The 24,789-nt window shown below is 57.0% G+C and carries 26 protein-coding genes and 1 pseudogene; 12 read left to right on the top strand and 15 right to left on the bottom strand.

What is annotated here, in order from left to right; all coding sequences use genetic code 11:
• The 5 genes from purN to ACTO5E_RS04890 all read right to left on the bottom strand — a co-directional run.
• Positions 1-351: phosphoribosylglycinamide formyltransferase (gene purN, locus ACTO5E_RS04910; protein ID WP_482302082.1), on the bottom strand; the 351-nt coding region annotated here is incomplete at its 3' end.
• The gene (gene purM, locus ACTO5E_RS04905) at positions 345-1,505 is read right to left on the bottom strand and encodes a phosphoribosylformylglycinamidine cyclo-ligase (RefSeq protein ID WP_482302081.1); all 1,161 of its coding nucleotides are present in this window, start codon (positions 1,503-1,505) and stop codon (positions 345-347) included. The genes purN and purM, both read right to left, overlap by 7 nt.
• A 20-nt stretch (positions 1,506-1,525) precedes the next feature.
• Positions 1,526-2,758: an aminopeptidase gene (locus tag ACTO5E_RS04900; protein ID WP_482302080.1), complete on the bottom strand. Its 1,233-nt coding sequence runs from the start codon at positions 2,756-2,758 to the stop codon at positions 1,526-1,528.
• 205 nt (positions 2,759-2,963) lie between these two features.
• A complete protein-coding gene (purE, locus tag ACTO5E_RS04895; RefSeq protein WP_482302078.1) occupies positions 2,964-3,461 on the bottom strand; it encodes a 5-(carboxyamino)imidazole ribonucleotide mutase in 498 nt (165 codons plus the stop codon).
• Between the two features lie 148 nt (positions 3,462-3,609).
• Positions 3,610-3,933 carry a hypothetical protein gene (locus tag ACTO5E_RS04890; protein WP_482302076.1) on the bottom strand — a complete coding sequence of 108 codons (324 nt, stop codon included), beginning with the start codon at positions 3,931-3,933 and terminating at the stop codon, positions 3,610-3,612.
• A gap of 473 nt (positions 3,934-4,406) precedes the next feature.
• Between ACTO5E_RS04890 and ACTO5E_RS04885 the strand changes: the two genes are divergently transcribed.
• From ACTO5E_RS04885 to ACTO5E_RS04875, 3 genes are all read left to right on the top strand, one after another.
• Positions 4,407-5,360 (top strand): ABC transporter permease, encoded by a 954-nt coding sequence (locus tag ACTO5E_RS04885; protein WP_482302074.1) that lies wholly within the window; start codon positions 4,407-4,409, stop codon positions 5,358-5,360.
• A 60-nt stretch (positions 5,361-5,420) separates the two neighbouring features.
• Positions 5,421-6,326: a carbohydrate ABC transporter permease gene (locus tag ACTO5E_RS04880; protein WP_482302072.1), complete on the top strand. Its 906-nt coding sequence runs from the start codon at positions 5,421-5,423 to the stop codon at positions 6,324-6,326.
• A 102-nt stretch (positions 6,327-6,428) separates the two neighbouring features.
• Positions 6,429-8,252 carry a type 2 periplasmic-binding domain-containing protein gene (locus ACTO5E_RS04875; RefSeq protein ID WP_482302070.1) on the top strand — a complete coding sequence of 608 codons (1,824 nt, stop codon included), beginning with the start codon at positions 6,429-6,431 and terminating at the stop codon, positions 8,250-8,252.
• Positions 8,253-8,632: 380 nt separating this feature from the next.
• On the opposite strand, the gene ACTO5E_RS04870 is transcribed toward ACTO5E_RS04875, so the two are convergent.
• The 9 genes from ACTO5E_RS04870 to ACTO5E_RS04830 form a co-directional block, all read right to left on the bottom strand.
• Complete coding sequence (locus tag ACTO5E_RS04870) at positions 8,633-9,631, bottom strand: DUF362 domain-containing protein (RefSeq protein ID WP_482302068.1); 999 nt, start codon at positions 9,629-9,631, stop codon at positions 8,633-8,635.
• 117 nt (positions 9,632-9,748) lie between these two features.
• Positions 9,749-10,651 (bottom strand): 4Fe-4S binding protein, encoded by a 903-nt coding sequence (locus ACTO5E_RS04865; RefSeq protein ID WP_482302066.1) that lies wholly within the window; start codon positions 10,649-10,651, stop codon positions 9,749-9,751.
• Positions 10,633-10,779, bottom strand: a complete 147-nt coding sequence (locus tag ACTO5E_RS04860) for a CD1871A family CXXC motif-containing protein (RefSeq protein ID WP_482302064.1) — start codon at positions 10,777-10,779, stop codon at positions 10,633-10,635. The genes ACTO5E_RS04865 and ACTO5E_RS04860 overlap by 19 nt, the downstream gene beginning before the upstream one ends.
• Positions 10,769-11,311 carry a TlpA family protein disulfide reductase gene (locus ACTO5E_RS04855; protein ID WP_482302062.1) on the bottom strand — a complete coding sequence of 181 codons (543 nt, stop codon included), beginning with the start codon at positions 11,309-11,311 and terminating at the stop codon, positions 10,769-10,771. The genes ACTO5E_RS04860 and ACTO5E_RS04855 overlap by 11 nt, the downstream gene beginning before the upstream one ends.
• 170 nt (positions 11,312-11,481) lie before the next feature.
• Complete coding sequence (gene rd, locus ACTO5E_RS04850) at positions 11,482-11,637, bottom strand: rubredoxin (protein WP_120427681.1); 156 nt, start codon at positions 11,635-11,637, stop codon at positions 11,482-11,484.
• A gap of 19 nt (positions 11,638-11,656) precedes the next feature.
• Positions 11,657-11,875 carry a hypothetical protein gene (locus ACTO5E_RS04845; protein WP_482302060.1) on the bottom strand — a complete coding sequence of 73 codons (219 nt, stop codon included), beginning with the start codon at positions 11,873-11,875 and terminating at the stop codon, positions 11,657-11,659.
• A 3-nt stretch (positions 11,876-11,878) separates the two neighbouring features.
• Positions 11,879-12,421, bottom strand: coding sequence for an NADH peroxidase (locus ACTO5E_RS04840; protein ID WP_482302058.1), 543 nt, complete (start codon positions 12,419-12,421; stop codon positions 11,879-11,881).
• Between the two features lie 60 nt (positions 12,422-12,481).
• On the bottom strand, positions 12,482-12,958 hold the full coding sequence (locus ACTO5E_RS04835) for a GNAT family N-acetyltransferase (RefSeq protein ID WP_482302056.1): 477 nt from the start codon (positions 12,956-12,958) through the stop codon (positions 12,482-12,484).
• A complete protein-coding gene (locus tag ACTO5E_RS04830; RefSeq protein WP_482302054.1) occupies positions 12,933-13,370 on the bottom strand; it encodes a Fur family transcriptional regulator in 438 nt (145 codons plus the stop codon). Before ACTO5E_RS04830 ends, ACTO5E_RS04835 begins: the two co-directional genes overlap by 26 nt.
• Before the next feature lie 300 nt (positions 13,371-13,670).
• Between ACTO5E_RS04830 and ACTO5E_RS04825 the strand changes: the two genes are divergently transcribed.
• The 6 genes from ACTO5E_RS04825 to ACTO5E_RS04800 all read left to right on the top strand — a co-directional run bounded on the left by ACTO5E_RS04825 (position 13,671) and on the right by ACTO5E_RS04800 (position 19,668).
• Entirely contained in the window at positions 13,671-14,570 is a 900-nt protein-coding gene (locus tag ACTO5E_RS04825) for a YitT family protein (RefSeq protein WP_482302052.1), read from the top strand.
• 225 nt (positions 14,571-14,795) lie between these two features.
• Positions 14,796-15,566 carry an RNA polymerase sporulation sigma factor SigG gene (gene sigG / locus ACTO5E_RS04820; protein WP_482302050.1) on the top strand — a complete coding sequence of 257 codons (771 nt, stop codon included), beginning with the start codon at positions 14,796-14,798 and terminating at the stop codon, positions 15,564-15,566.
• A 73-nt stretch (positions 15,567-15,639) separates the two neighbouring features.
• Positions 15,640-16,734, top strand: a complete 1,095-nt coding sequence (locus ACTO5E_RS04815) for a hypothetical protein (RefSeq protein WP_482302049.1) — start codon at positions 15,640-15,642, stop codon at positions 16,732-16,734.
• Positions 16,735-17,045: 311 nt separating this feature from the next.
• Positions 17,046-17,669 (top strand): TetR/AcrR family transcriptional regulator, encoded by a 624-nt coding sequence (locus tag ACTO5E_RS04810; RefSeq protein ID WP_482302047.1) that lies wholly within the window; start codon positions 17,046-17,048, stop codon positions 17,667-17,669.
• Positions 17,670-18,015: 346 nt separating this feature from the next.
• Positions 18,016-18,936, top strand: a complete 921-nt coding sequence (locus tag ACTO5E_RS04805) for a diguanylate cyclase (protein ID WP_482302045.1) — start codon at positions 18,016-18,018, stop codon at positions 18,934-18,936.
• A gap of 42 nt (positions 18,937-18,978) precedes the next feature.
• The gene (locus ACTO5E_RS04800) at positions 18,979-19,668 is read left to right on the top strand and encodes a PilZ domain-containing protein (protein WP_482302043.1); all 690 of its coding nucleotides are present in this window, start codon (positions 18,979-18,981) and stop codon (positions 19,666-19,668) included.
• A gap of 120 nt (positions 19,669-19,788) precedes the next feature.
• Here the strand turns inward: ACTO5E_RS04800 and ACTO5E_RS04795 are convergent, their stop codons facing one another.
• On the bottom strand, positions 19,789-20,847 hold the full coding sequence (locus ACTO5E_RS04795) for an S-layer homology domain-containing protein (RefSeq protein ID WP_482302041.1): 1,059 nt from the start codon (positions 20,845-20,847) through the stop codon (positions 19,789-19,791).
• Between the two features lie 774 nt (positions 20,848-21,621).
• Here ACTO5E_RS04795 and vanR point away from each other — a divergent pair.
• The 3 genes and pseudogenes from vanR (at position 21,622) to ACTO5E_RS04780 (ending at position 24,679) form a co-directional block, all read left to right on the top strand.
• Positions 21,622-22,311, top strand: a complete 690-nt coding sequence (vanR, locus tag ACTO5E_RS04790) for a VanR-ABDEGLN family response regulator transcription factor (protein WP_482302040.1) — start codon at positions 21,622-21,624, stop codon at positions 22,309-22,311.
• Between the two features lie 394 nt (positions 22,312-22,705).
• Positions 22,706-23,461, top strand: a pseudogene (locus ACTO5E_RS04785) (sensor histidine kinase); the annotation flags it as partial.
• A 378-nt stretch (positions 23,462-23,839) separates the two neighbouring features.
• The gene (locus ACTO5E_RS04780; protein WP_482302038.1) at positions 23,840-24,679 is read left to right on the top strand and encodes a cache domain-containing protein; all 840 of its coding nucleotides are present in this window, start codon (positions 23,840-23,842) and stop codon (positions 24,677-24,679) included.
• Positions 24,680-24,789 lie beyond the last annotated feature (110 nt).

Raw genomic sequence — 24,789 nt, 5'->3', positions numbered from 1 at the left:
AAAGGCCGGCAGCAGGGCCGGGTGCACGTTCATGATGCGGTTGGGGAAGGCCTGCACAAAGCTGTCGCTGGTAATGGTGAGAAAGCCCGAGAGCACCACCAGCTCCACGTTCCGGGCATTCAGGGCGTCGATCAACGCCTGGCTGTAGACCTCCACGTCAGGGTAGTCCTTCCGGCTCAGGGCAATGGCCTCAATGCCGGCCTTTTGGGCCCGTTCCAGGGCGTAGACCCCGGGCTTGCTGGAGACCACCGTGACAATCTCCCCGCCGCCCAGTCTTCCGGCGGCCTGAGCGTCAATAAGCTGCTGCAGGTTGGTGCCTCCTCCTGAGACCAGCACGCCGATTCTCACCATAGAATGACGCCCTCCTCTCCGGAGACCACCTCGCCCAGCACAAAGGCCTCCTCTCCCGCGCCGTTGATAGCGGCCACCGCCTGGTCCGCCGTCTCCTTGGACACGGCCAGGCACAGGCCCACCCCCATGTTGAAGGTGTTGAACATGTCCCGCTCCGGAATGCCGCCGGTCTGCTGAATCAGGCTGAAAATGGGGAGGACGGGCACAGCGGCCTTCTCGATTTTCGCGGTGAGGCCGGGGGTGAGCATACGGGGGATGTTCTCGTAGAACCCGCCGCCGGTAATGTGGCTGACGGCCTTCACGTCCGCGGCCTCCATAGCCGCCAGCGCGGCCTTGACGTAGATGCGGGTGGGGGTGAGCAGGGCTTCGCCCAGGGTGCCGTCCAGCTCGTCATAATGGCGGTTGACAATGTCCTGGTCCTTCTGCAGCATCTTTGCCACGGACACTGCCAGCCCCATGGCCGCACCCACCAGCGACTCCCCGGAGTCCTCTATTTTGCCAATGCCGAAGACCTTGCGCACCAGTGAAAAACCATTGGAGTGCACGCCTGAGGACTTCACCCCGATGAGCACGTCCCCGGGGGCCAGGCGGCTGCCGTCAATAACCTTCTCCCGGTCCACCACGCCCACGGTGAAACCGGCCAGATCGTAGTCCTCAGGGGGCATCATGCCCGGGTGCTCGGCAGTCTCCCCGCCAATGAGGGCGCAGCCTGCCTGTACGCAGCCCTCGGCCACCCCGGAGACAATAGAGGCAATTTTCTCCGGGTAGTTCTTGCCGCAGGCAATGTAGTCCAGAAAGAACAGGGGCTTTGCGCCGCAGCATATCACATCGTTGACGCACATGGCCACCGCGTCGATGCCAATGGTGTCATGCCGGTCCAGCAGCATGGCAATTTTCAGCTTGGTGCCCACCCCGTCGGTGCCCGAGACCAGCAGGGGCTCCTTCATCCCGGCCAGGTCAGGCTGAAACAGCCCCCCAAACCCGCCAATGCCCGAGACCACCCCGGGGATCATGGTGCGGGCCACATGCTTCTTCATCAGCTCCACCGAGGCGTACCCCGCGGTCACGTCCACCCCTGCGGCCTTATAGCTGTCGCTGTAGCTTTTCAGCTTCTGCTCCCCCTGGGGAGCCAGGCTCTCCTGGTCAATGCTCATGTTTGCTCCTCCTTCTGTTGTCAGATGGCCCAGCCGCCGTCTCTGAAAATGGCGACCTCTCTGCCGTCCCTGGTATAGCCGGTGATGTTCAGCTCTTTGCAGCCGATCATAAAGTCCACATGAATCATGGAGTCGTTAACGCCGGCCTCCTTGCGCTGCTCCTTGTCCATGTCCGCAAAGCCGGGGAGGGTCTCGTTAAAGCCCCGGCCCATGGCAATGTGGCAGGCAGCGTTCTCGTCAAACAGAGTGTTGTAGAACAGCACCCCGCTGTTGGAGATGGGGGAGTCGTGGGGCACCAGGGCCAGCTCGCCTACCATGGCCGCGCCCTCGTCCATGGTGATCATCTTCTCCAGCAGGTCCTGGTGCTCCTGCGCGTGGACGGCCACAGCCCTGCCGTCCTTGAAGTCCATGGAAAAGCTGTCGATGATCGTGCCCTGATAGGAGAGGGGCAGGGTAGACACCACCGTGCCCTCGCATTTGCCCCGCAGGGGAGAGGTGAAGACCTCCTCGCTGGGCATGTTGGGGTTGTACTCCACGCCGGTGGAGGCCAGGGTGTCGCTGCCCCCGTGCCAGACTCCTCCGGGAATGAGCCAGCACTTGAAGTCCGTGCCGTTGGGGGCCTGATAATGCAGGTAGTCCAGGTCCAGGGCATTGAGCTTTTCACACTTCTCCCGCAGGTTCTTGTTGTGCTGGTCCCACTCGGCCGCTGGGTCATTGTCCTCGGTGATTCGCACGGCCCGGAGGATTTCCGCCCACAGCTTCTCCACAGCAGTGCTGGTCCGCTCGCCGGGGAAGACCTTTTTGGCCCAGGCCTTGGAGGGCACGGCCACAATGGTCCACTGGTACTTGTTCTCCATCTCGTCCTGAATGGGCTTGAACACCTTGCTCTGGGCAATCATGGCCTTCTGCATTTTGCCGGGGTTGATGCCCTTCAGGCCGTCCGGATCAGCAGAGGCGATGTGGATCATGCAGGGCAGCTCCTTGGCGGTGAACTTCATCTTTTCCACGGTCCAGTCCGCTACCTTGCACAGCTCGGTGACGGTCTGGTGGCGGTAGTGGAGCCGGGTAACGGTCTGGTCCGTCCATTCCATCCGCACCCATTTGGCTCCGGCCCGGTAGGCCTCCTCGGCCACCATCTCAGCGAAGGCGTGCTCGCTGACGCTGGCGCTGATGACTGCCCCCTGGCCCTTTTGCAGGCTGACGCCCTTTTGCACGGCCAGCCGGGCGTATTTTCTCATGATGCTTTTTTTCATGCTCCATGGGTCCTTTCCATATGTTTATTTTGACTTCTGGCAGCTTGTCCCATCCAAAAAGCTGTTATGCTTATTCTATGAATAGTAATGTAGAGGCATTCCTTCCTCTCCGGCCCGGTTCAAAGGGTCTTGCCGCCGTTCTTACCTGGCAGTCTTAGCCTGACGCCGGCGCCAGAGGGAGCCTCCCGGTGGAAAGGAGTTCCCCTTACCAGTCCCGAGACTGTAAAGCGGCGTCCTTGTCAAGCGCGCCCTGCTTCATGTCCTCCTTCAGCTGCTGCAGCTTTGCCGCCAGGGCCTCGTCCTCCACTGCCAGAATCTGGGCTGCCAGCAGTGCGGCGTTGTCAGCCCCGTCAATGGCCACAGTGGCCACAGGCACGCCGCTGGGCATCTGTACTGTAGAGAGCAAAGCGTCCAGCCCGTCCAGGGTAGAGGACTTGATGGGAATGCCGATTACCGGCAGGGTGGTGTTGGCCGCCAGGGCTCCGGCCAGGTGGGCGGCCTTGCCCGCCGCCGCGATGATGGCCCCAAAGCCCCTGCTCCAGGCGTTTTTCGAGAACTCCGCCGCAGCCTCAGGGGTGCGGTGTGCAGAAATAATGTGGGCCTCCAGGGGAATGCCCAGGCTTTCCAGGCGTTTTTTGGCCGGGGCAACGGCGGGCAGGTCGCTGTCGCTGCCCATGACAATGGCTATTTTCTTGTTTGGCATAATGCACATTCCTTTCTGATAAAATGGAGTATCCTTTCTCCGTGCTCCCACGGGAAAACAGTGGGGCTTGTGAAATTGTAGTAATTTTGTAACTGTTCACCAGGCTGTGTTTGTGGTAATGTATATAACGGCATTGGCGGGCCAAAGTCTACCAGGCCCAATCGGTGCTCTGCCTCAGATTGAAATAGACCGTTCTGGCGTCCAGCGTCTCCTTCAGCAGCTTTACAGTAAAGCTGCCAAAGGACTGGACCGCCTGAGAGGGAGCGCTGCCGTAGATGGCGGCCTCCACCATAACAATGGGCCCGTTTTGCGCTCCGGCATGCCACATGCGGCACTGGCCGGTAAAGCGCAGCATCAAACTCTCCTCTGTTTTGCCGGGCAGCATGGCAATGGCCTGGCCCAGCTGGGTTTTCAGGCCGGCCTCCTGCTCGGGGGTGATGGGGCAGCTGGCTTTTACATCAATAAAGGGCATGTCCATCCGTCCTCTCTGGTTTCATAATCTATTACGCAGTATACTCTAAAAGCGGGAAAATAGCAAGCGTCTGCGGGATTATTTGTCGATTTTTCCCCTGACGGATAGCGCAAAAAAAATCTGCCCGCCCAATGGTTTTCAGTCATTATTTGCTCGCTCCAAGCATAGTTCACAATTTTTTCAGAAAAAGTTTTTATTTTGCTTGCAATTTCGTGCGGGATATGGTATTATAGCCATGGATGATAGCCATATAGCTGTGAAAATTGTTATATAGCTATCCTGGAGAGGCAGGTCTCTCCTGGCCGGACAGCCCCCGAGGGCTCCCGGCGGCAATTCCACTTTGACTGGGGAGGGATAGCCAAGGTCACTGATACGCAATACGCACGGGTACGAAAAAATTTTTTGGGGGGCATGCCCCCCGCAATAAAAATGGCTTTCCCTGCAAGAGGGAAAGCCAATGGGAGTGATGAGCATTGACTAATCCAAGCACCGCCCCGAGAAAGAAGGCGAATTTCTTTGCCCGGGCCATCGAGCAATGGGATCTGCAGATTCTGGTGATCCCTGGCATCCTGTTGCTGTTCGTGTTCAGCTACATACCCATCTACGGTCTGGTCATGGCGTTCCAGGAGTACCGCCTGGGCGATTTCCCCGGCCAGAGCGAGTGGGTGGGATTCAAGCAGTTCATTATGCTGTTTACAGACAAGAACCTGCCCATGGTGCTGCGCAACACCCTGGCCATCAGCGGCCTGAAGCTCACCATTGGCTTTGTGTGCCCCATTATTTTCGCGGTGTTCCTCAATGAGATGCACCATGACCTTACCAAAAAGGTCATCCAGACAGTCAGCTACCTGCCCCACTTCATTTCCTGGACCGTGTGCGCCACGCTGCTGTTCGACTTCCTGAAGGTTGACGGCGGCGCGGTCAATGAGATTCTGCTGGCCACCGGCCTGTTCAAGGAGCCCATCGACTTCTTTGGCAGGGGCGACCTGTTCTGGGGCCTGGCCCTGGTCTCCGACATCTGGAAGGAGCTGGGCTGGAACTCCATTATCTTCATCTCGGCCATGGCCGGTGTGGACGCGGAGATGTATGAGGCCGCCGATATCGACGGCGCCACCCGCGCCCAGAAGATGTGGCATATCACCATCAAGGCGATCAAGCCCACCATCGTTCTCCTCTTTATCATGAACGTGGGCGGCATTCTGAACCAGAACTTTGACCAGATCATGATGCTCACCAAGCAGATGGGCAACCCCATGCTGAAGGAGACTGCCAACGTCATCGACACCTACATCTTCAAGGTAGGTATCTCTGAGAACCGCGCTTCCTTCGGTACTGCGGCAGGCCTGGTCAAGTCCCTGATCAACTTTGTGCTGCTGATTGGCGCCAACACTATTGCCGATAAGGCTGGTGAAAACGCCCTGTTCTGATAATAATTGGAGAAAGGAGGCTTATGCCTTATGACAGGTGTAAAAGAAACGAGACATAAGATGAAATCCAAAAAGGTGTTCAGCGACTATGTCATCATTATAGCCATGGTGGTCATTATGGTCACGGTGTTCATCACCACGCTGTACCCCTTCCTGAACTCTCTTGCTATTTCCTTCAACAAAGCGGACGACACGATTCTGGGCGGCATCACCGTCTATCCCCGTGTGCCTACCGCAGCCAACTACAAGCAGGTGTTCACCAACCCCATGATCTGGAAGGCCTATGGCATCACCTTTGCCCGTACCTTCCTCGGCGCCGCATCCGGCCTGGTGGTCACCGGCGCTCTGGCTTTCGGTCTCTCCCGTAAGAACCTGGCGGGCAGAAAGTTCTACACCTTCTTCTGCCTGATTCCCATGTACTTCGGCGGCGGCCTGATCCCCACCTACTTCCTCATCCGCACCCTGGGCCTGGCCAACACTTTCTGGGTTTACATCATCCCCAACCTGGTAAATATCTGGAATATGATCCTCATGCGCTCCTATTTCCAGTCTGTGCCGGACGCTCTGGAGGAGTCCGCCCGTATTGACGGCGCCAACTACATCACCATCTTCTTCAAGATTTATTGGCCCGTCTCCACCCCCATTATTGCCACCATCGCCCTGTACTTCGGCGTGTTCCATTGGAACGACTGGTTTATGCCCAACATCTACATCACCGACCAGGACCTGAAGCCCATGACCTCTGTGCTGCTGCGCATTATCAACGAGGCCGCCTTTGCCGAAAAGATGGCTGCGTCCGGCGCTAGTGCTGCTGCTATAGGTAACGTAGCCAAGGGCAAAGAGACCAATGTGCGCTCTATTACCATGGCCACCATGATTACTTCTATCCTGCCCATCGTTATCATCTACCCCTTCCTGCAGAGGTTCTTCCTCAAGGGCATCATGATCGGCTCCATCAAGGGCTGATAGGGGAGCGCAGGATTCACTATGTCATTCCGGGCGGCGGACGGCAGTGGGCTGTCCGCCAGCCTGAATGAAAATAATTTTTGTCTTAGGAGGACGAAAACAATGAGCAAGAGAATTTTGGCCCTGTTGCTGGCTCTTGCCCTGGTCGTAAGCGTGTTTGCGGCTTGCGGCGACAGCGGCAACAGCTCCAGCAGCGGCGGCAACAGCTCCACCGCCAGCACCGAGAGCGGCGACGCCAGCTCTGCCGGCGAGGACGAAGGCGAGCCCAGCAATGTCTCTGCTGGTCCCGACGATACCAGCGAGCACTATGCTTTCACCTGCTACTGGTACTATGACTGGGCCCAGCTGAAGGAGTGGGGCGGTGACGCTGTCTCCGCGTATTGGGCCGACAAGTTCAACGTGGACGTGGAGTTCTCCATGCCCGACGCTGACCCCGACTCCAAGCTGAACATCATGCTGACCGGCGGCGACCTGCCCGACTCCATGATTCTGGACCGCGGCCGCGTGCTGAACAGCGTGGTCCGTGCCGGCGCTCTGCAGGAGATCGAGCAGTTCATGTATCCCGGCTGCTCCTTCGAGACTGACGTGGCCGAGATCGCCAAAGAGCTCCAGAAGGTCGACGGCAAGCTGTACGGCATCCCCAACTGGCCCCGCGGCGAGGGCGCCGTGGCCACCGGCGGCAACTACGCCTGGATCATCAACACAGATACCTATAAGAAAGTCGGCTCTCCCAAGCTGGAGACCATGGACGACCTGCATGACTACTGCCTGAAGGTCAAGGAAGCGAACCTGACCTCCTACACCGGTCAGTCCATCATTCCCTTTGCCACCACCAACACCAACAACGGCTTCTATGTATACCAGCAGTTCTACCGCTCTTTGGGCGCCCGCAACCTGGTTGAGAACTACTTCACCCAGGAGAACAGCAAGCTGGAGATCTGCGTGCGCGAGCCCCTGTTTGTTGAGGCTCTGAAGATGGCTAATCAGTGGTACAACGAGGGCCTGTGGTCCTCTGAGGAGTTCACTGACGACGGCCCCATGTGGGAGGAGAAGATGACCAACGGCCGTCCCGCCCTGATGTTCTACGACTTCTCTCAGGACGACTCCAATAACTTCCGCCGCATTACCCGCGAGAAGTCCAACGGCGAGGTTTCTTACGAGGTTTTGGGCGATCCCAACAGCGAGATTACCAAGGACTTCCCCATGTGGCCCAAGGCCAACAAGGACGTTAAGGTCTGCTACGGCGACGAGAATGGCACTGTGGGCTGGAACGTTAACGTTATCACCACCAGCGCAGATCGTCCCCAGCGTATCTTCGACCTGTTTACTTACCTGATCTCCGAAGAGGGCACCCGTGAGGTTTGCTACGGCCCGGAGGGCGGTCTGTGGGAAGGCACCGACGAGAACGGCATTCCCCAGCTGACCAAGCCTTATGCCGACATCACCTCTGACGAAATGAACGCTGCCGGCGCTTGGCTGTGGACGCAGCCTGCTTCCTCTGACTGGATGGATAGCATCAAGTTTGCTGTTAACGCTCAGCAGGATCCCGATAAGCGCAACTGGGTTGTTTCTATCCAGAGCGATCTGTTCTCTCAGAGCAGAGAGAACCCCCATGAGGGCACCAAGTTCATCACCGACCAGAACACCGGCCTGCCCAACCTCATCGACCCCCAGACCGACGAAGGCATTCAGCTGAAGGCTATCCAGGATGAGCTGCAGGTCCGCCTGCCCCAGATCCTGATGGCTAAGGACGAGGCTGAGTTCAACAAGCTGCTGGAGGAGGCTGTCCAGACTGTTGAGAGCAACAACATCGACGGCATCCTGGCTATCTGGCAGGAGCAGTATGACAAGAACATTGAGCTCCAGGGCTTCGACGCCTACGACCCCGCTCACATCAGCGAGGTTTACGGCATGGACCTGAGCTGATTGATTCCATAGTCAAAGGAGTCCGGACCATAGGTCCGGGCTCTTTTTTTTTCACGAAAACCACCCGCCTTGCGAGTGGTTCAAAAGAAAGCTTCTGTCGATGATGTAGAAAGAAAAACTCCTTTTGGTGTAAAATAGGAACACGGTGTGGCAACAGCGAGAGACAACAAAAGGAGGCCATCAAAATGAATGACATGCATACTCTATCAGATACGAGGTGGAAATGCAAACATCTGGGGCAGAAAAGTGGTAAGGACAATAGGGTTGAACGCATGTGAAAGCCAGCGCTTTCAGACGCTGGCCGGTAGCATGGGCTTTCCACCCTTGTGCATGTCACCTCTTTGACAGGTGGTTATAATTCGTATTTACTCTTGTGAGGCTCAACCCGCAAAGGGCTTTACGCCCTTTACCGCGTCTTTGGGAAGAATCACCGCGTCGCCATTGTCAATGTCAATGAGAAGGTAGCGGTCATTACCCATGCCCAACTCCTTCATATAGGTAAGCTGCCGCAGGCCGTGGCGGGTCTCCATGCGCTCCACCAAAGCATGGCGGTCGCTCTCGCTAAGGGCATAGACCAGGTCTACCGAGGCCTGGTCCACTGCCAGAATGTCGGCGGATGCCGTGATGCCAATATTAGGGGTGACCACCGGCTCAGCCCCCACACCCTCGCAGTCGCAGGAGACAGACATGTTGCGCATCACATTCACATAGGCGGTATGCCTGCCAAAAAAGTCAACAGAGGCCTTGGTTGACTCGGTCATACGCTCCATAAACTCCTCTGCCCCAATGTTCCACATGTCGGCAGAGCCGGGGGTGGTGTGAATCATGCCCTTGCCCACCCGCCCGTCGGCGCAGCCAATGCCAATGTTTTTATTGGAGCCGCCGAAGCCCCCCTTGGTATGGCCCTTGAAGTGAGTCAACGCCAGCATGGAGTCGTAGCCGGTGAGGCCCTTGCCCACAGACATCTCTGTGAACCATTTGCCGTTCTTTACCGGCAGCATAACGGTCCCGTCCGCGTCAATAATGTCCACCGGGCAGAAGGTCCAGCCGTTGGTCCTCAGGGCCTCCCGGTGGGCCTCGGTGGTGTAGCGGCCCCCTTGATAGTAGGTGTTGGTCTCAATGACCGCCGCCTCCGGCAGCTCGGTTCTGATCAGATGCTCTACCCAGGGACGGGGGATAATGTTGGGCCCATGGCGCTCGCCGGTGTGGAGCTTCACCCCTACCCTGCCGGTCATTTCTCCGCTGACCCGCTGGTAGATTCTGCGCAGGCCTTCCGCAGACAGGTCCCGGGTAAAGTAGACAATGGACTCGTTGCCGGTGCGCTCCTCATAGGGGACATATCTGTCGCCGCCTGTGCCGGGCACGATTTTTGTGCTCATGCAAATCCCTGCCTTTCCTTTTGTGAATTCTGTTGTGAAAGAGTATACCCTATGGAGCGCGCTCCATGTCAAGAGCTTTTTCAGAGAAAGCAGGGGCTTCTTCTGACCAGTCAGACTCTAGGCCTGCTCGTCCTCGCCCGGCCTGTTCTGGTTTTTGGCAAGGCCGGTGGTTATGGCCCCTGTGGGGCAGACTGACTTGCATTTGCCGCAGCGGATGCACTCCGGGCTGTGGACAGTGCCGCAGCTTTTTGTGACCTCCACGGCCATAGGGCAGGCCTGCTCACATTTTTTGCAGCCCACGCACTTCGCCTTGTCCAACTGCACCTGAAACAGGCTGAACCGGCTGAACAGGCCATAAAAGGCCCCCAGCGGACAGAGATACCGGCAGAAGGGCCGCTCGGTTGCCACAGACGCTGCCAGAATCAGGACCAGTACCAGGGTCTTCCAGCTGAAAAGCGCCCCGGCCAGTCCCCGCAGGGAGGGGTTCGTCAGCAGCAGGGGAATGCCGCCCCCCAGTGTGCCTGCGGGGCAGAGATATTTGCAAAAGGCCGGCGGGGTGACGCCGGTGTCTGTCACCGCAAAGGCGGGAATCAGCACCACCAGTACCAGCAGTACCAGATATTTGCCCCACCGGGCAGATCGGTCGAGCCTTTTGGGCGCTTTCCATTTGGGGGTGGGCAGCTTGTAGAGCAGGTCCTGCACCAGCCCGAAGGGACACAGCAGGCCGCAGGCCAGCCGGCCCAGCAGCACCCCGAACAGCATCAGCAGCCCCAGCACATAAAAGGGGAAATGCCGGCTGCTGCCTCCCAATGCCGCCTGCAGGGACCCGATGGGACAGGCCCCCAGCGCGCCAGGGCAGGAGTAGCAGTTGAGCACTGGGACGCAAAGGGCCTTTGTGCCGCCGGTAAAGATTTTCCCCTTGGCAAAGCCCAGGGCATAGCCGTTCATCAGCACAGCCGCCGCCAGCTGAACCCTGCGCTGAAAGGACAGCCTCAGTCTGCTCAGCCGATTCCGATGCATTCCAGGCATATCATCACCGCCTTTTGCAAAACCTCTCTGTGCTCCTGCCGCGCCAGCCCAATGGTCAGGAGCGCCGCCCCTGCCGCCAGCAGCCCCCACTGTGTCAGCCGCAGCATTTTACTTCTCAAGCTGAATCTCTCCCTTGCCGCTGGCCTTCAGGGCCTTGTTGACTGCCGCCAGGTAGGCGCCGGAGAAGTCCGCGAGGCCGCCGCCCACAATGGGGTCTCCCACCCGGTTTCCTCCCGCGTCCAGAAAGACCGTGGTGGGCACTGCCTGAACGTCGCTGAACATGGCGTAAAAGCCCTCGTCTCCGCTGACCAGGGTAATGCCCTCGTAGCCCGCTTTTTCCAGCAGAGCCTTTGCGGCCTCCTCATTTCCCTGGGCGTCCATACACACGGTGACCAGCCGCACATTGTCCGGCAGGGCCTTTTCAAAAGCGGCCAGGTCCGGCATCTCCGCAATGCAGGGGCCGCAGTAGGTCGCCCACAGGTTCACCACGGTTAGGTCCTTGTCCTGAAGGTCCTTCTGGGTAAAGCTACCGCCCTCCAGCGTGGCGGCGGTAAAGGCGCTGGGGCTCTCCTTCAAAAGAGAGCATCCCGAGGTCAGCAGGGTCACGGCCAGAACAGCCGCAAGCAGCAGAATGGCTTTTTTTGTTTTCATGACAGATCCTTCTTTCCTGGTTTTGGGGACGGCCTTGCCGCCCTGCTTTCTATTATACACGGCCCCAGGGCTCAGCGCAAGAGCGGAAGAGGGACACAGTTATAAAAAACCGCCGGAAAAACGGCAAAAAGGCCGGGAGCCCAAAAGCCCCCGGCCTTTTCTATGGCCGCTTATTCCTTCTCAAAGGAATCCTTGCCCAGACCGCACACCGGGCACACCCAGTCCTCGGGCACCTGCTCCCAGGGAGTGCCAGGGGCAATGCCGTTGTCCGGGTCGCCGGCAGCGGGGTCGTACACATAGCCGCAGGGGCATACATACTTATCCATAACCGCAACCTCCATTTGTCTACTTTTTACCCAGCAATCCGCCGAGGAAGTCCCCGGCCTTGTCCAGGTTCAGCTTTGCCCGCACCCCGTCCGCCAGCTGCTTCAGCTGTTCCTCAGGCAGGTCCACGCCCAGCAGCTTCTCCAGGGTGGGGATGGGCTCCTTGAGAAAGCCATCCTGCAAAGCCTTGTCGTTTTTGAGCCGTTCTACCAGCTCCTCAATTTTCCCCTTGATATCCATGGCTTACTTGAAATAACGCTCCAGCAGGCCCTTGAAAGCCTTGCCGTGGCGGGCCTCGTCCCGGGCCATCTCGTGCACAGTGTCATGAATGGCGTCGTGGCCCTGCTCCTTGGCCAGCTTGGCCAGCTGAACCTTGCCGTCGGTAGCGCCGTTCTCGGCCTCAACTCGCATCTGCAGGTTCTTCTTGGTGCTGTCGGTCACAACCTCGCCCAGCAGCTCGGCAAACTTGGCGGCATGCTCGGCCTCCTCCCAGGCAGCCTTCTCCCAGTACATGCCGATTTCAGGATAGCCCTCGCGATGGGCCACACGGGCCATGGCCAGGTACATGCCCACCTCGGTGCACTCGCCCTGGAAGTTGGCGTGCAGGCCGTCCAGAATCTCCTGGCTCACGCCCTGGGCCACGCCCACCACATGCTCGGCGGCCCAGTTCATGTCGCCGCTCTGCTCTACAAACTTTGCGCCGGGAACGCCGCACTGGGGGCACTTCTCAGGGGGGGTGTCTCCCTCGTGGACATAGCCGCAGACAGGGCATACAAACTTCTTCATGTGAATCATTCCTCCGTTTTAAAATTATATTCAAACGCGCCAAACAACTGCGCCTTTTGACTAGAGCTTTCTTGCGGCCACAATCTCCTCGCCGCACATCTGACCGTTTTCTTCAAAGCCGAATTTGTGGTACAGGGCCCGCGCGGCCTGGTTCTCCGGCTCATAGCTGAGCCACACGCTCTCTGCCGGGCCCCAGGGTCTGGTTTTCAGCAGGTCCAGGCAGGCCTGCAGGGCCAGCTTGCCCAGCCCCCTGCCCTGGTGCTTCCAGTCGATCATAAACCGCCACAGGCAGTAGTTTCCTTTGGCAATGGCCGGCTCGTCCGGGTCGTCCAGGCTGTCATAGCCAAACATCACAAAGCCTACGGGCCTCTCTCCTTCATACAGGCCAAAGGGATGGGCCTGGCCCCCGCTGCTGACAGCCACATAGGCCTCGGCCAGGCTGGTCATGTTGGGGGCCACAAATTCCCGCTGCTCCTCGTGTACGGTCAACGCCGCCAGCTCGTCCATATTGTTAAAGGTGATCTTCCTCAGCTCCATGCTGCTCCTCCTTCTTTACGCATTCCGGGCACAGGCCGGTAAAGGCCACGCTTACCCCATGGATGCGGCAGCCGGCCTCTTTGGCTACAGCCGCCAGTTCCTCCGGAGAGGGGCTTCCCTGCCACAGGTCCACCACCGCGCCGCAGCCCTGGCAGATGAGATGGGCGTGGGGGCGCAGCTCGCCGTCAAACCGCTCATATCCACCGATGGAGCCCAGGCTCACCACTTGGCCGGTCTCCCGCAGGTGGTTCAGGTTGCGGTAGACAGTGGCAAGGCTCAGGTCCGGGTATTGGGGCTTGAGGGTCCGATAGACCCACTCGGCGGTGGGGTGACAGCGGGTTTCCCGCAGCGCCGCCAGAATCGCGGCCCGCTTCCGGCTGAAATTCTGCCGCCTGGCCTCCAAGTTACTCACACCCTTCCCCACAGAGCAGCCGCCCGCAGCCACAGGCTGCGGCCTGCCGGGGAGCTTAGGGACAGTATAGCACAGTTTCCAGATTTTGTAAAGTAGGAATCGTTATTATTTTTAATTTTTTCTTTCGGGATAAGGATGGGGCAAAGCAGGCCGGATTATTTATGCAGGCGCAAATTATTTTAATGGGCCGGTGGTAAAATGAGAACGGCACGGAGGCCATTTGTCAGATTTCTCTTGCTATTTTCATCATTTTCTAATATAATTGTTTATATACTGAGAATTTGAAACGGGAGGGACTCTATGAATCTGACTGCCATGAAAGCCCAGCTCAAAACGCTCCGTGTCCAGAACTTTATCCTTCTCACTCTGGCAGGAGCTGTCAACGCCATTGGCGTCACCCTGTTCATTGCCCCGGTTCAGCTTTACGACAGCGGAATCTCCGGCACCTCCATCCTCTTTTCCCAAATCACCCCGGAGTGGCTCTCCCTCTCCTTCTTCCTGGTGGTTCTCAATGTGCCTCTGTTTCTCTTTGGCCTTAAGCGACAGGGCGCGGGCTTTACGGTTTACTCCACCTACACTGTGCTGGTGTACGCGATCAGCGCCTTTCTCATCACCGACGTGCTCCCAGTGGACGTGAGCCTTGCCTCTCCGCTGGCCGGAGAGGACCTGCTGCTGTGCGCCCTGTTCGGGGGCATTATTTCCGGCATGGGCTCCGGGCTTGCCATCCGGTTTGGGGGGGCCATGGACGGCATTGAGGTGCTGGCGGTGATTTTTGCCAAGCGTCTGGGACTGACGGTAGGCACCTTTGTGATGCTGTATAATGTGGCCCTTTACATGGTGTGCGGCGTGGTGATTGGCAGCTGGGTGCTGCCCCTTTACTCCATTGTCACCTACATGGCTGCGCTGAAAACCGTGGACTTTATTGTGGAGGGCATAGACCGCTCGAAAGCCGCTATGATTATCACCGGGAAGCAGGAGGAGGTCTGCTCGGCCCTCTCGGAGACCTTTGGTTGCGGGGTCACCATTTTGCCCGCCGCTGGCTACTACTCTGGCAACGTGAAATGCTGCGCCTACATCATTCTCAACCGCTTTCAGATCGGCCGCATGAAGGAGCTGGTCCACCAGTGCGACCCCCAGGCCTACATCACCATTACCGAGGTGGCCGACGTATTTACCAACACAGTGCGAAAGCCTTCCTGATTATTCCCCGCGCCTCCGCTGCCCGGCAGCGTGCTTCTGTTCTTCTGGCGGACGGTTTCCGGGGAATCTGTGCAAAAAAATTTTTTCACCCTGCTTCGGCCTGCCATATAGGCATTTTTCCTATATGGCAGGCCGTCCCTGCGTCCGGCGGCAGAGTGCGCTCTGTTTAAAACCCCAGAACAGGCAGAGAATACCTTTAAAGAGACCAACAACGGAGGTGTTTTTATGCAGGGAAAGGTTGAGATATGCGGGGTCAACACCGCAAAGCTGAAGGTATTGAAAAGCGATGAGATGCGGGAGCTGCTCATCCGCAGCCACGACGGCGACAAGGAGGCCCGGGAGAAGCTGATTGCCGGCAACCTGCGGCTGGTGCTCAGCGTAATACAGCGTTTTGGAAACCGGGGCGAAAACCCCGACGACCTGTTTCAGGTGGGCTGCATTGGCCTGATGAAGGCCATCGACCATTTTGACGTGAGCCAGGGGGTGCAGTTTTCCACCTATGGGGTGCCCATGATTATCGGCGAGGTCCGGCGGTTTCTGCGGGACAACAACTCGGTGCGGGTCAGCCGCTCCATGCGGGACACTGCCTATAAGGCCATTCAGTGCAAGGAGCGTCTGACCGCGGAAAAGGGGAAGGAGCCCACAGTGGAGGAGATTGCCCAGGCTCTGGAAATGCGCCGGGAGGACGTGGTGGTGGCTTTGGAGGCTATTGTGGAGCCGGTTTCTCTCTACGAGCCCACCTTCTCCGATGGGGGCGACCCGGTGTATATTATGGACCAGGTGGGCGGCGGAGACGACCAGGAATGGCTGGAGGAGCTGGCCGTGAAGCAGGCCATTCACAATCTCAGCGACCGGGAGAAGCGCATTCTCTCCATGCGCTTTCTGGACGGCCGCACCCAGATGGAGGTGGCCAGCCAGGTGGGCATTTCTCAGGCCCAGGTGTCCCGGCTGGAAAAAGGGGCCCTGGGAAAGATCAAGGCGGAAATCAGGGCTTAAGCCTTATTTTTCTCTTGCCGCTGCCGATTACCTATATAGAAAGAAAAAATCAGGTAGAAAGGCAGTGATTGCTTTGAGCGCCAGCAATCCCATTACCGGCTCAGGTCTTTATCAGGTTTACCAGCAGAGCCGGTCCAACCGCGTTCCTCTTCAAGACCGCCGCCCCGTGACAGCGGAGGAGCTGAACTCCTCCGCCTGGGGCAAGCCCGAACCGCTCCCCTCCCACCAGGGGCAGATTCAGGGGCTGAAGGAAATGTTTTTCACGGACAGTAAGCTGTATGCCAGTCCCAAAACCAGCAAGGCGGTAGAGGCCATGGACCAGGAGATGGACCGTTTGGCGGACCAGTTTTTTGACGGCAGCCTCTCTGCGGAGGGTCTGGCCAACGCCTTTGAGCGTCTTGCCGGAGACTTTCTCACCGCCTGCCGGGAGAGCCAGTACCCTGTGCCTGCCGCCGCAGGGGGCATGGAGGAGGTTGCTCTCTCCACAGTATACGACCACTTCCGGGAGCGCATCCTCAGCGCGGCTGTCCGGCGCAACCAGGCAGAGGGGCAGCAGTACGCCTCCCGGGAGGGGGCGCAGTTCCGGTATTATAACGCCAGGTACTACCACCAGAGCGAGGAGGCCATTGGAGCCATTACCGGTTGCGTGACAAAAATGGCGGAGGAGCGGGGGCTGGACCAGTTTGAGATTCCCGACTATGAGGCCCTGGGGCTGTTCAGCCACCGGAATTTCAACACCGCTGTCTCCGGGCACAGCAATGTGATTCCCGGCGGGCTGACCCTGGCGGAGGACCCGTGGATTCTGGATTATGACATGGTCCCGCCGGAGGGCTTTCAGTTTTTCTACGAGCCCGGCATTGCCCCGGAGCCGGAGCTGACGCCGGTGGACGACCCGGACGCGCCTGTGACCGAGGGCCTTGCCGCCCGGGTATGGGCCTCATTCCTGGACGCCTCCGGCGCTTTGCAAACCCTTTCCCGGGACTTCCATTTCAGCGTCACTGGGCTTCTGGACGCGGACCGGAAGAACCTGGGCAGTCTGCTCCAATTTCAGCCTGCCAGCAAAAAGGGCTTTGCCGCCATGAACCAATTTCTGAAGAATTTCCAGGTAACGCCGCCCCACTATGCCTCCCTGCGGTCCATGGACCGGGGGCTGAATCTTCGGGCGTAGGACAGGCGTTTGCCTCATGGAGTCAGCAAAAAAGAACGGTTGAGAGCTTGTCTCTTGCCGTTCTTTTTTTTGTTGGTGGGGTTTTACTTGAGCTTATCCAGGTGGACATTAAAGAGGAAATCACATCGCGGTTGCTCTTTGGAAAATTGATTTTCTATTTTAGCGGAAAATTGTCACAAAACTTTGCCTATAAGGCGCTTCTAAATGGTTAATATACGGCGGATAAATAAGCGAAAAAGTATTGCCAAAAAGAGCAAAGTGGTATATAATTCCTCTGTAAGCGGCTGACAGGAGAAGCCTGCAGGGGGGAAGTGGTCACGCTGGATGACACCAAAACACGAATCATTCTTGCGGCAATCAAGGCTGTGCGGCAATACGGCCTTGAGGGGGTACGCATCCAGAATGTCAGCGAACTGGCAGGCGTTTCGTCAGGGGCAATTTACCGCCACTTCGATGGCAAGGAGCAGCTGTTGGTAGAGTGCTTTACTTATGTGGACAAACAGGTGGCGGTGATTTTTGAGCATTTGAGGTTCAATCCTCTGGCAATGCTTACGGACCCGATGGGAGCGATCAAGGGACTGTGGCTGCCCTATTTCCGGTTCTGGACGTCCCACCCGGACGAAACTGTTTTTTATCATCGTTTCCGGGACAGTGCGTTTTTCCCAGAGTACGACAAGACCCGGGATGTGACCTATTTCAAGACATTTCTTGGGATGGTTCAGGTTTTCAAAAGGGTATTTCCAAGCCTGGACCGGATCAATCAGGATTTGCTGTGGCTCCATGTCCTCACATCCACGGTTATGTACGCAAAATATGTGGTAGAGGGAATATTGCCGAACAACCAGGAAACCGAGGACACCGTGTTTCAGTTGTTGAGCAGCGGGCTAAGCGGCTATTTGAAGCCCAACAAACCCAAAAAATGGGGGAGAAAATAGAGATGTACCGCTGAAAGGCGGTTCATTTTTAGGCATAAGTTAATGAACGTTCACTACCTCTCCGGTTTTGAAGTATGGTTTCTGTGGGATTTTTTTGAATTTTGAAAGGGGTGAACATTCACTACCTTGGAATAATCATCTTAGTGCGTTGTTGTTTTGACCGCAATCAGTCAGCAATACAAATCGCATGATACAGGAAAAACGGCTTTCTGCCAAGCTTGAAAAAACTGACGAGATGCTCTCTATCTTTATCTCGCCCGTCTTTTTGCGCCTTTTTTGATTCCTTACACAAAAACTCGAGTTGTCAATAGAAAGTTTGAAGTAAACATAGTGAGGGGACACGCTTATGGAAAAAATTCTGATTGTAGACGACAGCATTGTGCAAGCAGCCCGGTTAAAGGCCATTCTGGAGGACGAGTACGATGTTACCGTTGCCCAGAGGGCCGAGGATGGACTGCGTTGGGCAAGCGACGGAAACTTCTCGCTCATTCTGCTGGATGTTGTGATGCCAGGAATGGACGGTTTTACACTCTTGAAAAAGCTGCAGGAGGAAATCATTACCCAAAGCGTCCCGGTCATATTGATTACCAGCTTGTCCGGCGTGGCAGACGAGCAGCGCGGGCTGATTCTGGGGGCGGTTGACTATATCACCAAGCCGTTCAACCCTCTGATTGTGAAGGCGAGGGTCAACACGCATGTCAAGCTGTACCGCTATCGCAGGCAGATTGAGCAGCAATCCATGACCGACCAGCTCACAGGGATTGCGAACCGGCGCGGGTATGAGCAGTGCAGCGCCACCATGTGGAGCGAGGCCATCCGGCTGCAGGTTCCCATCTCCATCTGCATGTTTGACATCGACCGCTTCAAGGTGTATAACGACACCTTTGGCCATCCTGCCGGAGATAAAGTGATCGCCACTGTGGCGCAGACGGCGGCGTCCCGCTTGCAGCGCAGCACGGATTTTCTGGCCCGCTATGGCGGCGAGGAATTTGTCGCGCTGGTTATGGGCGACTCCTCCCAGCAGATATTTGAGCATTTGCAAAACATCCGCCGCGAGGTAGAAAACCTGCACATTCCCCATGACCCGTCTGTGGCTCAGTGGGTCACGGTCAGTATCGGCGGGGTCACTGTGATGCCCGAGCTGGGGACCGACTACGGCTTTTGCTTAAAAGTTGCGGACACCATGCTGTACGACGCAAAGAAGTCCGGACGGAACCGGGTCGTTTGGGCCGATGAAAAGCTGAAGCAGCTGTGGGAGAAAAGATAATCCAATCAGCTTTGAGAAGTTAGAACAACAGGGAGGAATATTGTGGGTTTATTTGACCTTTTCAGTAGGAAGACGAAAGCGCAGCCGCCTCAGGAAAGCAAGGAAGCCAACGAGAGCCTGGGCGCTTATTCCGGTATGCGGGTGGAAGTAACAACGGATGCAGGGCAGCTGCTTTTTGTGGCAAAGCTGCTTGGCCTGCATGGAGACAAAGCGGAGCTGCACCAGTATTCCGAATCCGAAATTGCCGAGGACACGGAGTCCATCCATGCCAGAATTCGAGGATATAGCGACTATGAGAGAAAAGCGGTGTATATGGAGGGCGTCATTACGCCTGGCCCCAAGCATATATGGCAGGTGGAGGAATTGACCGTTGTTCATGTGGGCAATGACCGCGCTTTTTTCCGGCTGGACACAAACCTGGAAGCCACCGCCACAATGTTCAGCGGCCTGTCAATGGGAGAAAAGCCCTGCAAGCTGCTGAATATCAGCGTGGGCGGGGCCAGTGTCGGCTCGGAGTACAAATACCACGAGGGCGACAAATTTTTGCTGAAGGTCAGGCTGTTAGAGGAGAGGCCAGAGTCGGCTATGTTCGCTGAAATCGTCCGCGTCATAGAGAAAGACGATGGCAAATTTGAATATGGGTGCCGGTTTATAGGACTGACCGAGACGGATCAGGAGCAAATAACTAAAAACATTTTTACGGCCCAGCGCCAAAAAAGAGGGCATTCCTGACCATTGGTAAAAGCATAGAGAAGAATAAAGATAGGTCGGCCGGAAACGAAAAAAACTGAGGACGGGAATGCTCCTGTCCTCAGCTTTTTCGCGGTCCGCTTTGCAATCAAAGAATTCAAGTTATTCAGGCGTATAATGCTGGCAGATATCAATGACTCTTTGCAGCACGGCGGGCTCTGCGGGGGTCATGCCGCCAGAGGCCTTTTCCCCATCCTCTTGGGTTGTGATGAAGCCGCATTGATCCAGCCATGCCCCATCCCTTACATAGAACAGGTACTGGGTATCACCCAAATGGAGGGTAAACGAGGGGGGATACTCCAAAAAATCTTCTGTCTTTTCCCAGCCCTCGTCTGCCAGAAGCTCCTCCAGGAGAGCGGCGTCGGCCTCGTTGATCACATAGCTTGGCGATGTCAACAGTCCCTTAACCGTTAACCGGTTGCCTTCGGTTCCCAGGGCGTCCCCTTTTCCAGGCCACTTCACTATATGGTCAAAACGGTACAGGATGGCCGCTAATTGCTCTCTGGTGACCAGGCCCTTGGGGTCAAGCAAAAGAGCGCTGTCTTTTTCCCTGCCTTGGAGCAGTCCTGCGTTCAGGCACCAATTCACGGCGGGAATTGCCCACTGGCTGACTTGGTCCGAATCAGCATAGGTCATATAGGCTCCATCCTGGTCATAAAAAAGCGACAGCTCTGTCTGGGAATAGCCACACGACTGAGCAAAGCTGTAGAGCATGGTAACCGCCTGTTCTCTGGTAAGGGCGTCGTCAGGCCCAAAGGCTGTTTCGGAGCATCCCCTGGACACCCCTGTCAGATAAGCCCAGTCCACGGCTTTTTGATACCAGGCGTTTGGGGGGACATCCTTAAAATCCGCGGACATGCCCGTTTCCGGCGAACCGGCAATGCGGTACAGCACAGCGGCCAGCGCAGCCCGGCTCGTTATCCTTTGGGGAGAAAAGCTGCCGTTGCCAGTTCCCGTCATCCAGCCTTCAGAAATCACAAAAAGGATGCCCTCATGCGACCAGTGGTTCTCCCCGGGAATATCTGTGTACGCCGCTTCCGCGTCTGCGGGGCTTGCCGGTATGACCCATACTGCCCCCAGCAACAGAGCCAGCATAACCGCCAGAAGCCGCTTCCACCGCCTGATGGATGTCCGACCCTTTGCCATAATAATCTCTGACATATTTGCTTACCTCCCTACATTTTTTGTTTAAAACAATCATAGCATATGGTGAGGAAAATGTCAACCGCTTATGGGTAGAGTGCCTAAGACTGTGCTGCATGAAGCTGTGCGCAGCATCCTATGTCAAGGCTCTAGGGCGTTGGGTATGTGGTGGGCTTTTCACATGGTCATTCAGAAGGAGTCATCCATCTACCCCAAAAGGGCTTATAAAAACACGACCTACAGCCTTTGAGACTGAGGTAATGCTGAAAGCTTAGAGAAATTATCGCGTAAAGCTCTTGTAGTAGGCGACGTCCTCTCAAGGATGCTGGGCAGGCGCACGCCAGTGATAGACCCAAACGCTTCCGCCGGGGCAGTGTCATCCGCTGGGATGGGGTAGGGTTCATGGGCACATCCGGCTCAGAGAGGTCATCCTCCGCTGCCTGGGGCGGAACCTGGACCTCTGCCGCCAGAGCCGCCAGCATGAAGCATAGCAACAAGGCTAACAGCTTTTTGTACATTTTCTCAGGCAGCATATAGCAAGAAAGTATACTTTTTATAATATGCAGGGGCCTTCTGGCAGTCTGAGAAGGAAGGGTGTCCAGGGGCTGAAGCAGCCTCTGAGACGCCCTTTTAAGTAAGCCGGCAGAGCCATCTCGCCCGCACGCTCCTGCCATGGTTCTATAATCTCCCGCAAAAGCAAACCCTAAGAAAATCTTAACCATTTCTTCTACCTTTCTCTATTGCCGCCGGAGCGTAGATTTGTTAAAATAAAGAGGTGAGGAGGTGGCGGATATGCCGGAAAAGATTTTGGTGGTGGACGACGAAAAAGAGATTGCCGACCTGGTAGAGCTGTATTTGCGCAACGAGAACTATGAGGTGTACAAGTTCTACACGGCCAGGGAGGCGCTGGCATGTATAGAATCCACAGAGCTGGACCTGGCCATTCTGGATGTGATGCTGCCTGGCGTCACTGGCTTTGCCATTTGCCAGAAGCTCCGTGAGCGGCACAACTACCCGGTGATTATGCTTACAGCCAAAGCAGAGGAGACCGACAAAATTACCGGCCTGACCCTGGGGGCGGACGACTATGTTGCCAAGCCCTTCCGGCCCTTGGAGCTGGTGGCCCGGGTAAAGGCCCAGCTGCGCCGGTATCAGCGGTATAACCCTGCCAGGGCTGCCCCCGAGCCGGACGTTTTGGAGCAGGGAGGCCTTTGGATGGATGTGAAAACCCACCAGTGCCAGGCGGACGGCAGGCCCCTGGCGCTGACCCCCACCGAGTTCTCCATTCTGCGGATTCTGTTGGAGAACAAGGGCCGGGTGGTCAGCGGAGAGGAGCTGTTCCACCAGATTTGGCAGGACGAGTATTATACCAAGTCCAACAACACCATCACAGTGCACATCCGCCATTTGCGGGAAAAGCTGGGCCCTGGCGCGGGGTATATCAAAACAGTATGGGGAGTGGGGTATCAAATTGAAACGTAGCATCACAAAAATTCTACAGCTGCTCATGCTGCTGACTGCCGGGTTCGCGGCCTGTTCGGCCCTGTATTTTCTGGTGGACAATGGACTGGACGGGGTGTTTGTCCGTTGGTTTGAAGAGGCCTTTCTCATCACCGAATCCCACTATTACCCTGCCGAGGGCTGGGCAGAGGTGCATACCATCCTTGATTGGAGACGCCTTAAGCCTGCGCTGTTGGGCGTTTTTCTCACCATCACCCTGATTTGGCTGGGGCTTGTCTTTCTCACTGCACAGCTGGCAGGCAGACGCCGGGAAAAGCGCAGCGTCACAGACATCAGCCAGCGTCTGCGGGCCTATATGGAGGGGGACCGGGACGCGGTGGAGGTGTTCCCTCAAAGCCAGGCGGAGATTGCCGCCCAGCTTTCAGACATCAAGTCAGCCCTGCTGCAGAACGAGCGCAGGCTGAAGGAGGAAACCACCCGCAAAAATGACCTGATTGCCTACCTGGCCCACGACTTGAAAACGCCGCTCACCTCTGTGATCGGCTACCTGAGCCTTTTGGACGAGGCCCCGGACATGCCTCCGGAGCAGCGGGCCAAGTACACCCGCATTACCCTGGACAAGGCCTGCCGGCTGGAAAGGATGATTAACGAGTTTTTTGACATCACCCGGTACAACCTGCAGCAAATCGTGATACAGAAAGAGCCCATAGACCTGTACTATCTGCTGGCCCAGCTGACAGACGAGCTGCTGCCGGTTTTTGAGCAAAACGGCAACACCGCCCGGCTGAAAGCGGCGGAGGACCTTACTGCCTTTGGGGACCCGGACAAGCTGGCCCGGGTGTTTCAGAACGTGCTGAAGAATGCGGCGGCCTACAGCTACCCCAACACAGAAATCGTCATTACCGCACAGGAGCAGGAGGGGGCGGTGGCAGTCCGCATTGTCAACCAGGGCAAAACCATTCCCAAAGAAAAGCTTGCGGCCCTGTTTGAAAAATTCTACCGCCTGGACGAGTCCCGCTCCTCAGGCACCGGGGGCGCGGGGCTGGGGCTGGCCATTGCCAAGGAGATCGTCGTCCTGCACGGGGGCAGCATCACCGCAGAGAGCCAGGATGGGATGGTAGCGTTTACCGTCACTCTGCCGGGCGGGGGCCAGGCCTCCTGGCCCCGGTAAGCGGTCAGGCCTCCCAAAGAGCAGGATATGTGCCAGGGAGGTGCAGCCGGCTATGAGAGAGCCCGCTGCATCCTCGACACGGCAATCTTGCTGCAAGCGGGGAGCCGGTGGGCTGATGCGGAGGCGGCTCTCCCCTCTGCCATGCGGCCGCAGCCGGCGCAAATCTCTACCCCATCCTCTAAGCCCGAGATGCTTCAGGGGGACGCGCGTATTTATCCAAGCGCAGGGTTCTGCCAGAATACATTGCGGTAAAAAAAGAGGCTCTATTATCAGAGGGAAAATGAGGCCTGGGGCCTGAGAAATCATACAGAAAAAACGCATAAAAGAACCTCTCAAATTGATTTATTGCTTTAAGAAAAGCTTGCCACCCGCATTGGTATGATCACCACAGTGCTCATTCTGGCCGGAATGCTTTTGCTCTGGCTCACGGTTTCCACCAATGCCTCCGCCACGGTGCGGGCAAACATCACCAACCAGCTGACAGACGCGGTGGAGTCCCGGGCAGCGATTACCAGCGGCTATGTGGCCTCGGCAGAGGAGTATGTAAAGGCCTTTGCCTTGAGCAGCGAGGTGCGGGAGCTTTTGCAGGACCCGGAGGACCCGGCGCTTTTGGAAAAGGCTCAGCGGTACACCGAGGACTTTGCCTCTGTCAAAGGAGTTTTTGAGGGGCTGTACATAGCCACCCCGGGCACCCATGTGCTCACCCACACCTCTCAGGGGGCCATTGGCATGACCACCCGCAGCGGGGAGTCCTTGGAGGAATTTCAGGGCAGCATTCTGGCCCGGCAGGAGCTGACCAACCTAGGCATTATGAAGTCGCCGGGCACAGGCAGCATGATCATCTCCATGTATTACCCGGTGTTTGACGGGGAGAACTGCCTGGGCTATGTGGGCGCGGGGGTTTATGCCAGCCATTTGATGGACGCGCTGCTGAACCTGGACATCAAGGGTACGCCGGACAGTGAGTATGCCTTTCTCAACGCGGAGACCGGCGTATATCTCTATCATGAGGACGAGGCGCTGCTGAACACCGAGACCACTGACCAGGGCTATCAGGAGATCCTCCGCCGCATCAGGGAGGAGGGGGACGCCCAGGCAGGGACCTACTCCTACCGGGGAGAAAACGGCAGAGAGCAGCTGGTGGTCTATAAGTATCTCAAGGACCGGGGCTGGGTGTTTTGGTGCGGGAGGACGCGGCAAAGGTCTTTCAGGCTGTGACATCGGTGCGCATTATTGTGGGGCTGCTGTGCGGGGTGGTAGCTGTGGCTATTATTCTCATCACTCTGTTGATTCTGCGCCGGGAGAGCCGGGAGCTGATGGTAGTAGAG

This window comes from Acutalibacter sp. (genome assembly GCF_056800975.1).
Note: the sequence above shows the minus strand (reverse complement) of the source record. Positions and strands in the feature narration are given on the sequence as shown.

Bases quoted from the DNA above. Each gene is read 5' to 3' on its own strand.
- purM (WP_482302081.1), bottom strand. From the start codon at position 1,505: ATGAGCATTGACCAGGAGAGCCTGGCTCCCCAGGGGGAGCAGAAGCTG.
- ACTO5E_RS04900 (WP_482302080.1), bottom strand. From the start codon at position 2,758: ATGAAAAAAAGCATCATGAGAAAATACGCCCGGCTGGCCGTGCAAAAG.
- purE (WP_482302078.1), bottom strand. From the start codon at position 3,461: ATGCCAAACAAGAAAATAGCCATTGTCATGGGCAGCGACAGCGACCTG.
- ACTO5E_RS04890 (WP_482302076.1), bottom strand. From the start codon at position 3,933: ATGCCCTTTATTGATGTAAAAGCCAGCTGCCCCATCACCCCCGAGCAG.
- ACTO5E_RS04880 (WP_482302072.1), top strand. From the start codon at position 5,421: ATGAAATCCAAAAAGGTGTTCAGCGACTATGTCATCATTATAGCCATG.
- ACTO5E_RS04875 (WP_482302070.1), top strand. From the start codon at position 6,429: ATGAGCAAGAGAATTTTGGCCCTGTTGCTGGCTCTTGCCCTGGTCGTA.
- ACTO5E_RS04870 (WP_482302068.1), bottom strand. From the start codon at position 9,631: ATGAGCACAAAAATCGTGCCCGGCACAGGCGGCGACAGATATGTCCCC.
- ACTO5E_RS04865 (WP_482302066.1), bottom strand. From the start codon at position 10,651: ATGCATCGGAATCGGCTGAGCAGACTGAGGCTGTCCTTTCAGCGCAGG.
- ACTO5E_RS04855 (WP_482302062.1), bottom strand. From the start codon at position 11,311: ATGAAAACAAAAAAAGCCATTCTGCTGCTTGCGGCTGTTCTGGCCGTG.
- rd (WP_120427681.1), bottom strand. From the start codon at position 11,637: ATGGATAAGTATGTATGCCCCTGCGGCTATGTGTACGACCCCGCTGCC.
- ACTO5E_RS04845 (WP_482302060.1), bottom strand. From the start codon at position 11,875: ATGGATATCAAGGGGAAAATTGAGGAGCTGGTAGAACGGCTCAAAAAC.
- ACTO5E_RS04840 (WP_482302058.1), bottom strand. From the start codon at position 12,421: ATGAAGAAGTTTGTATGCCCTGTCTGCGGCTATGTCCACGAGGGAGAC.
- ACTO5E_RS04835 (WP_482302056.1), bottom strand. From the start codon at position 12,958: ATGGAGCTGAGGAAGATCACCTTTAACAATATGGACGAGCTGGCGGCG.
- ACTO5E_RS04825 (WP_482302052.1), top strand. From the start codon at position 13,671: ATGAATCTGACTGCCATGAAAGCCCAGCTCAAAACGCTCCGTGTCCAG.
- sigG (WP_482302050.1), top strand. From the start codon at position 14,796: ATGCAGGGAAAGGTTGAGATATGCGGGGTCAACACCGCAAAGCTGAAG.
- ACTO5E_RS04805 (WP_482302045.1), top strand. From the start codon at position 18,016: ATGGAAAAAATTCTGATTGTAGACGACAGCATTGTGCAAGCAGCCCGG.
- ACTO5E_RS04795 (WP_482302041.1), bottom strand. From the start codon at position 20,847: ATGTCAGAGATTATTATGGCAAAGGGTCGGACATCCATCAGGCGGTGG.
- vanR (WP_482302040.1), top strand. From the start codon at position 21,622: ATGCCGGAAAAGATTTTGGTGGTGGACGACGAAAAAGAGATTGCCGAC.
- ACTO5E_RS04780 (WP_482302038.1), top strand. From the start codon at position 23,840: ATGATCACCACAGTGCTCATTCTGGCCGGAATGCTTTTGCTCTGGCTC.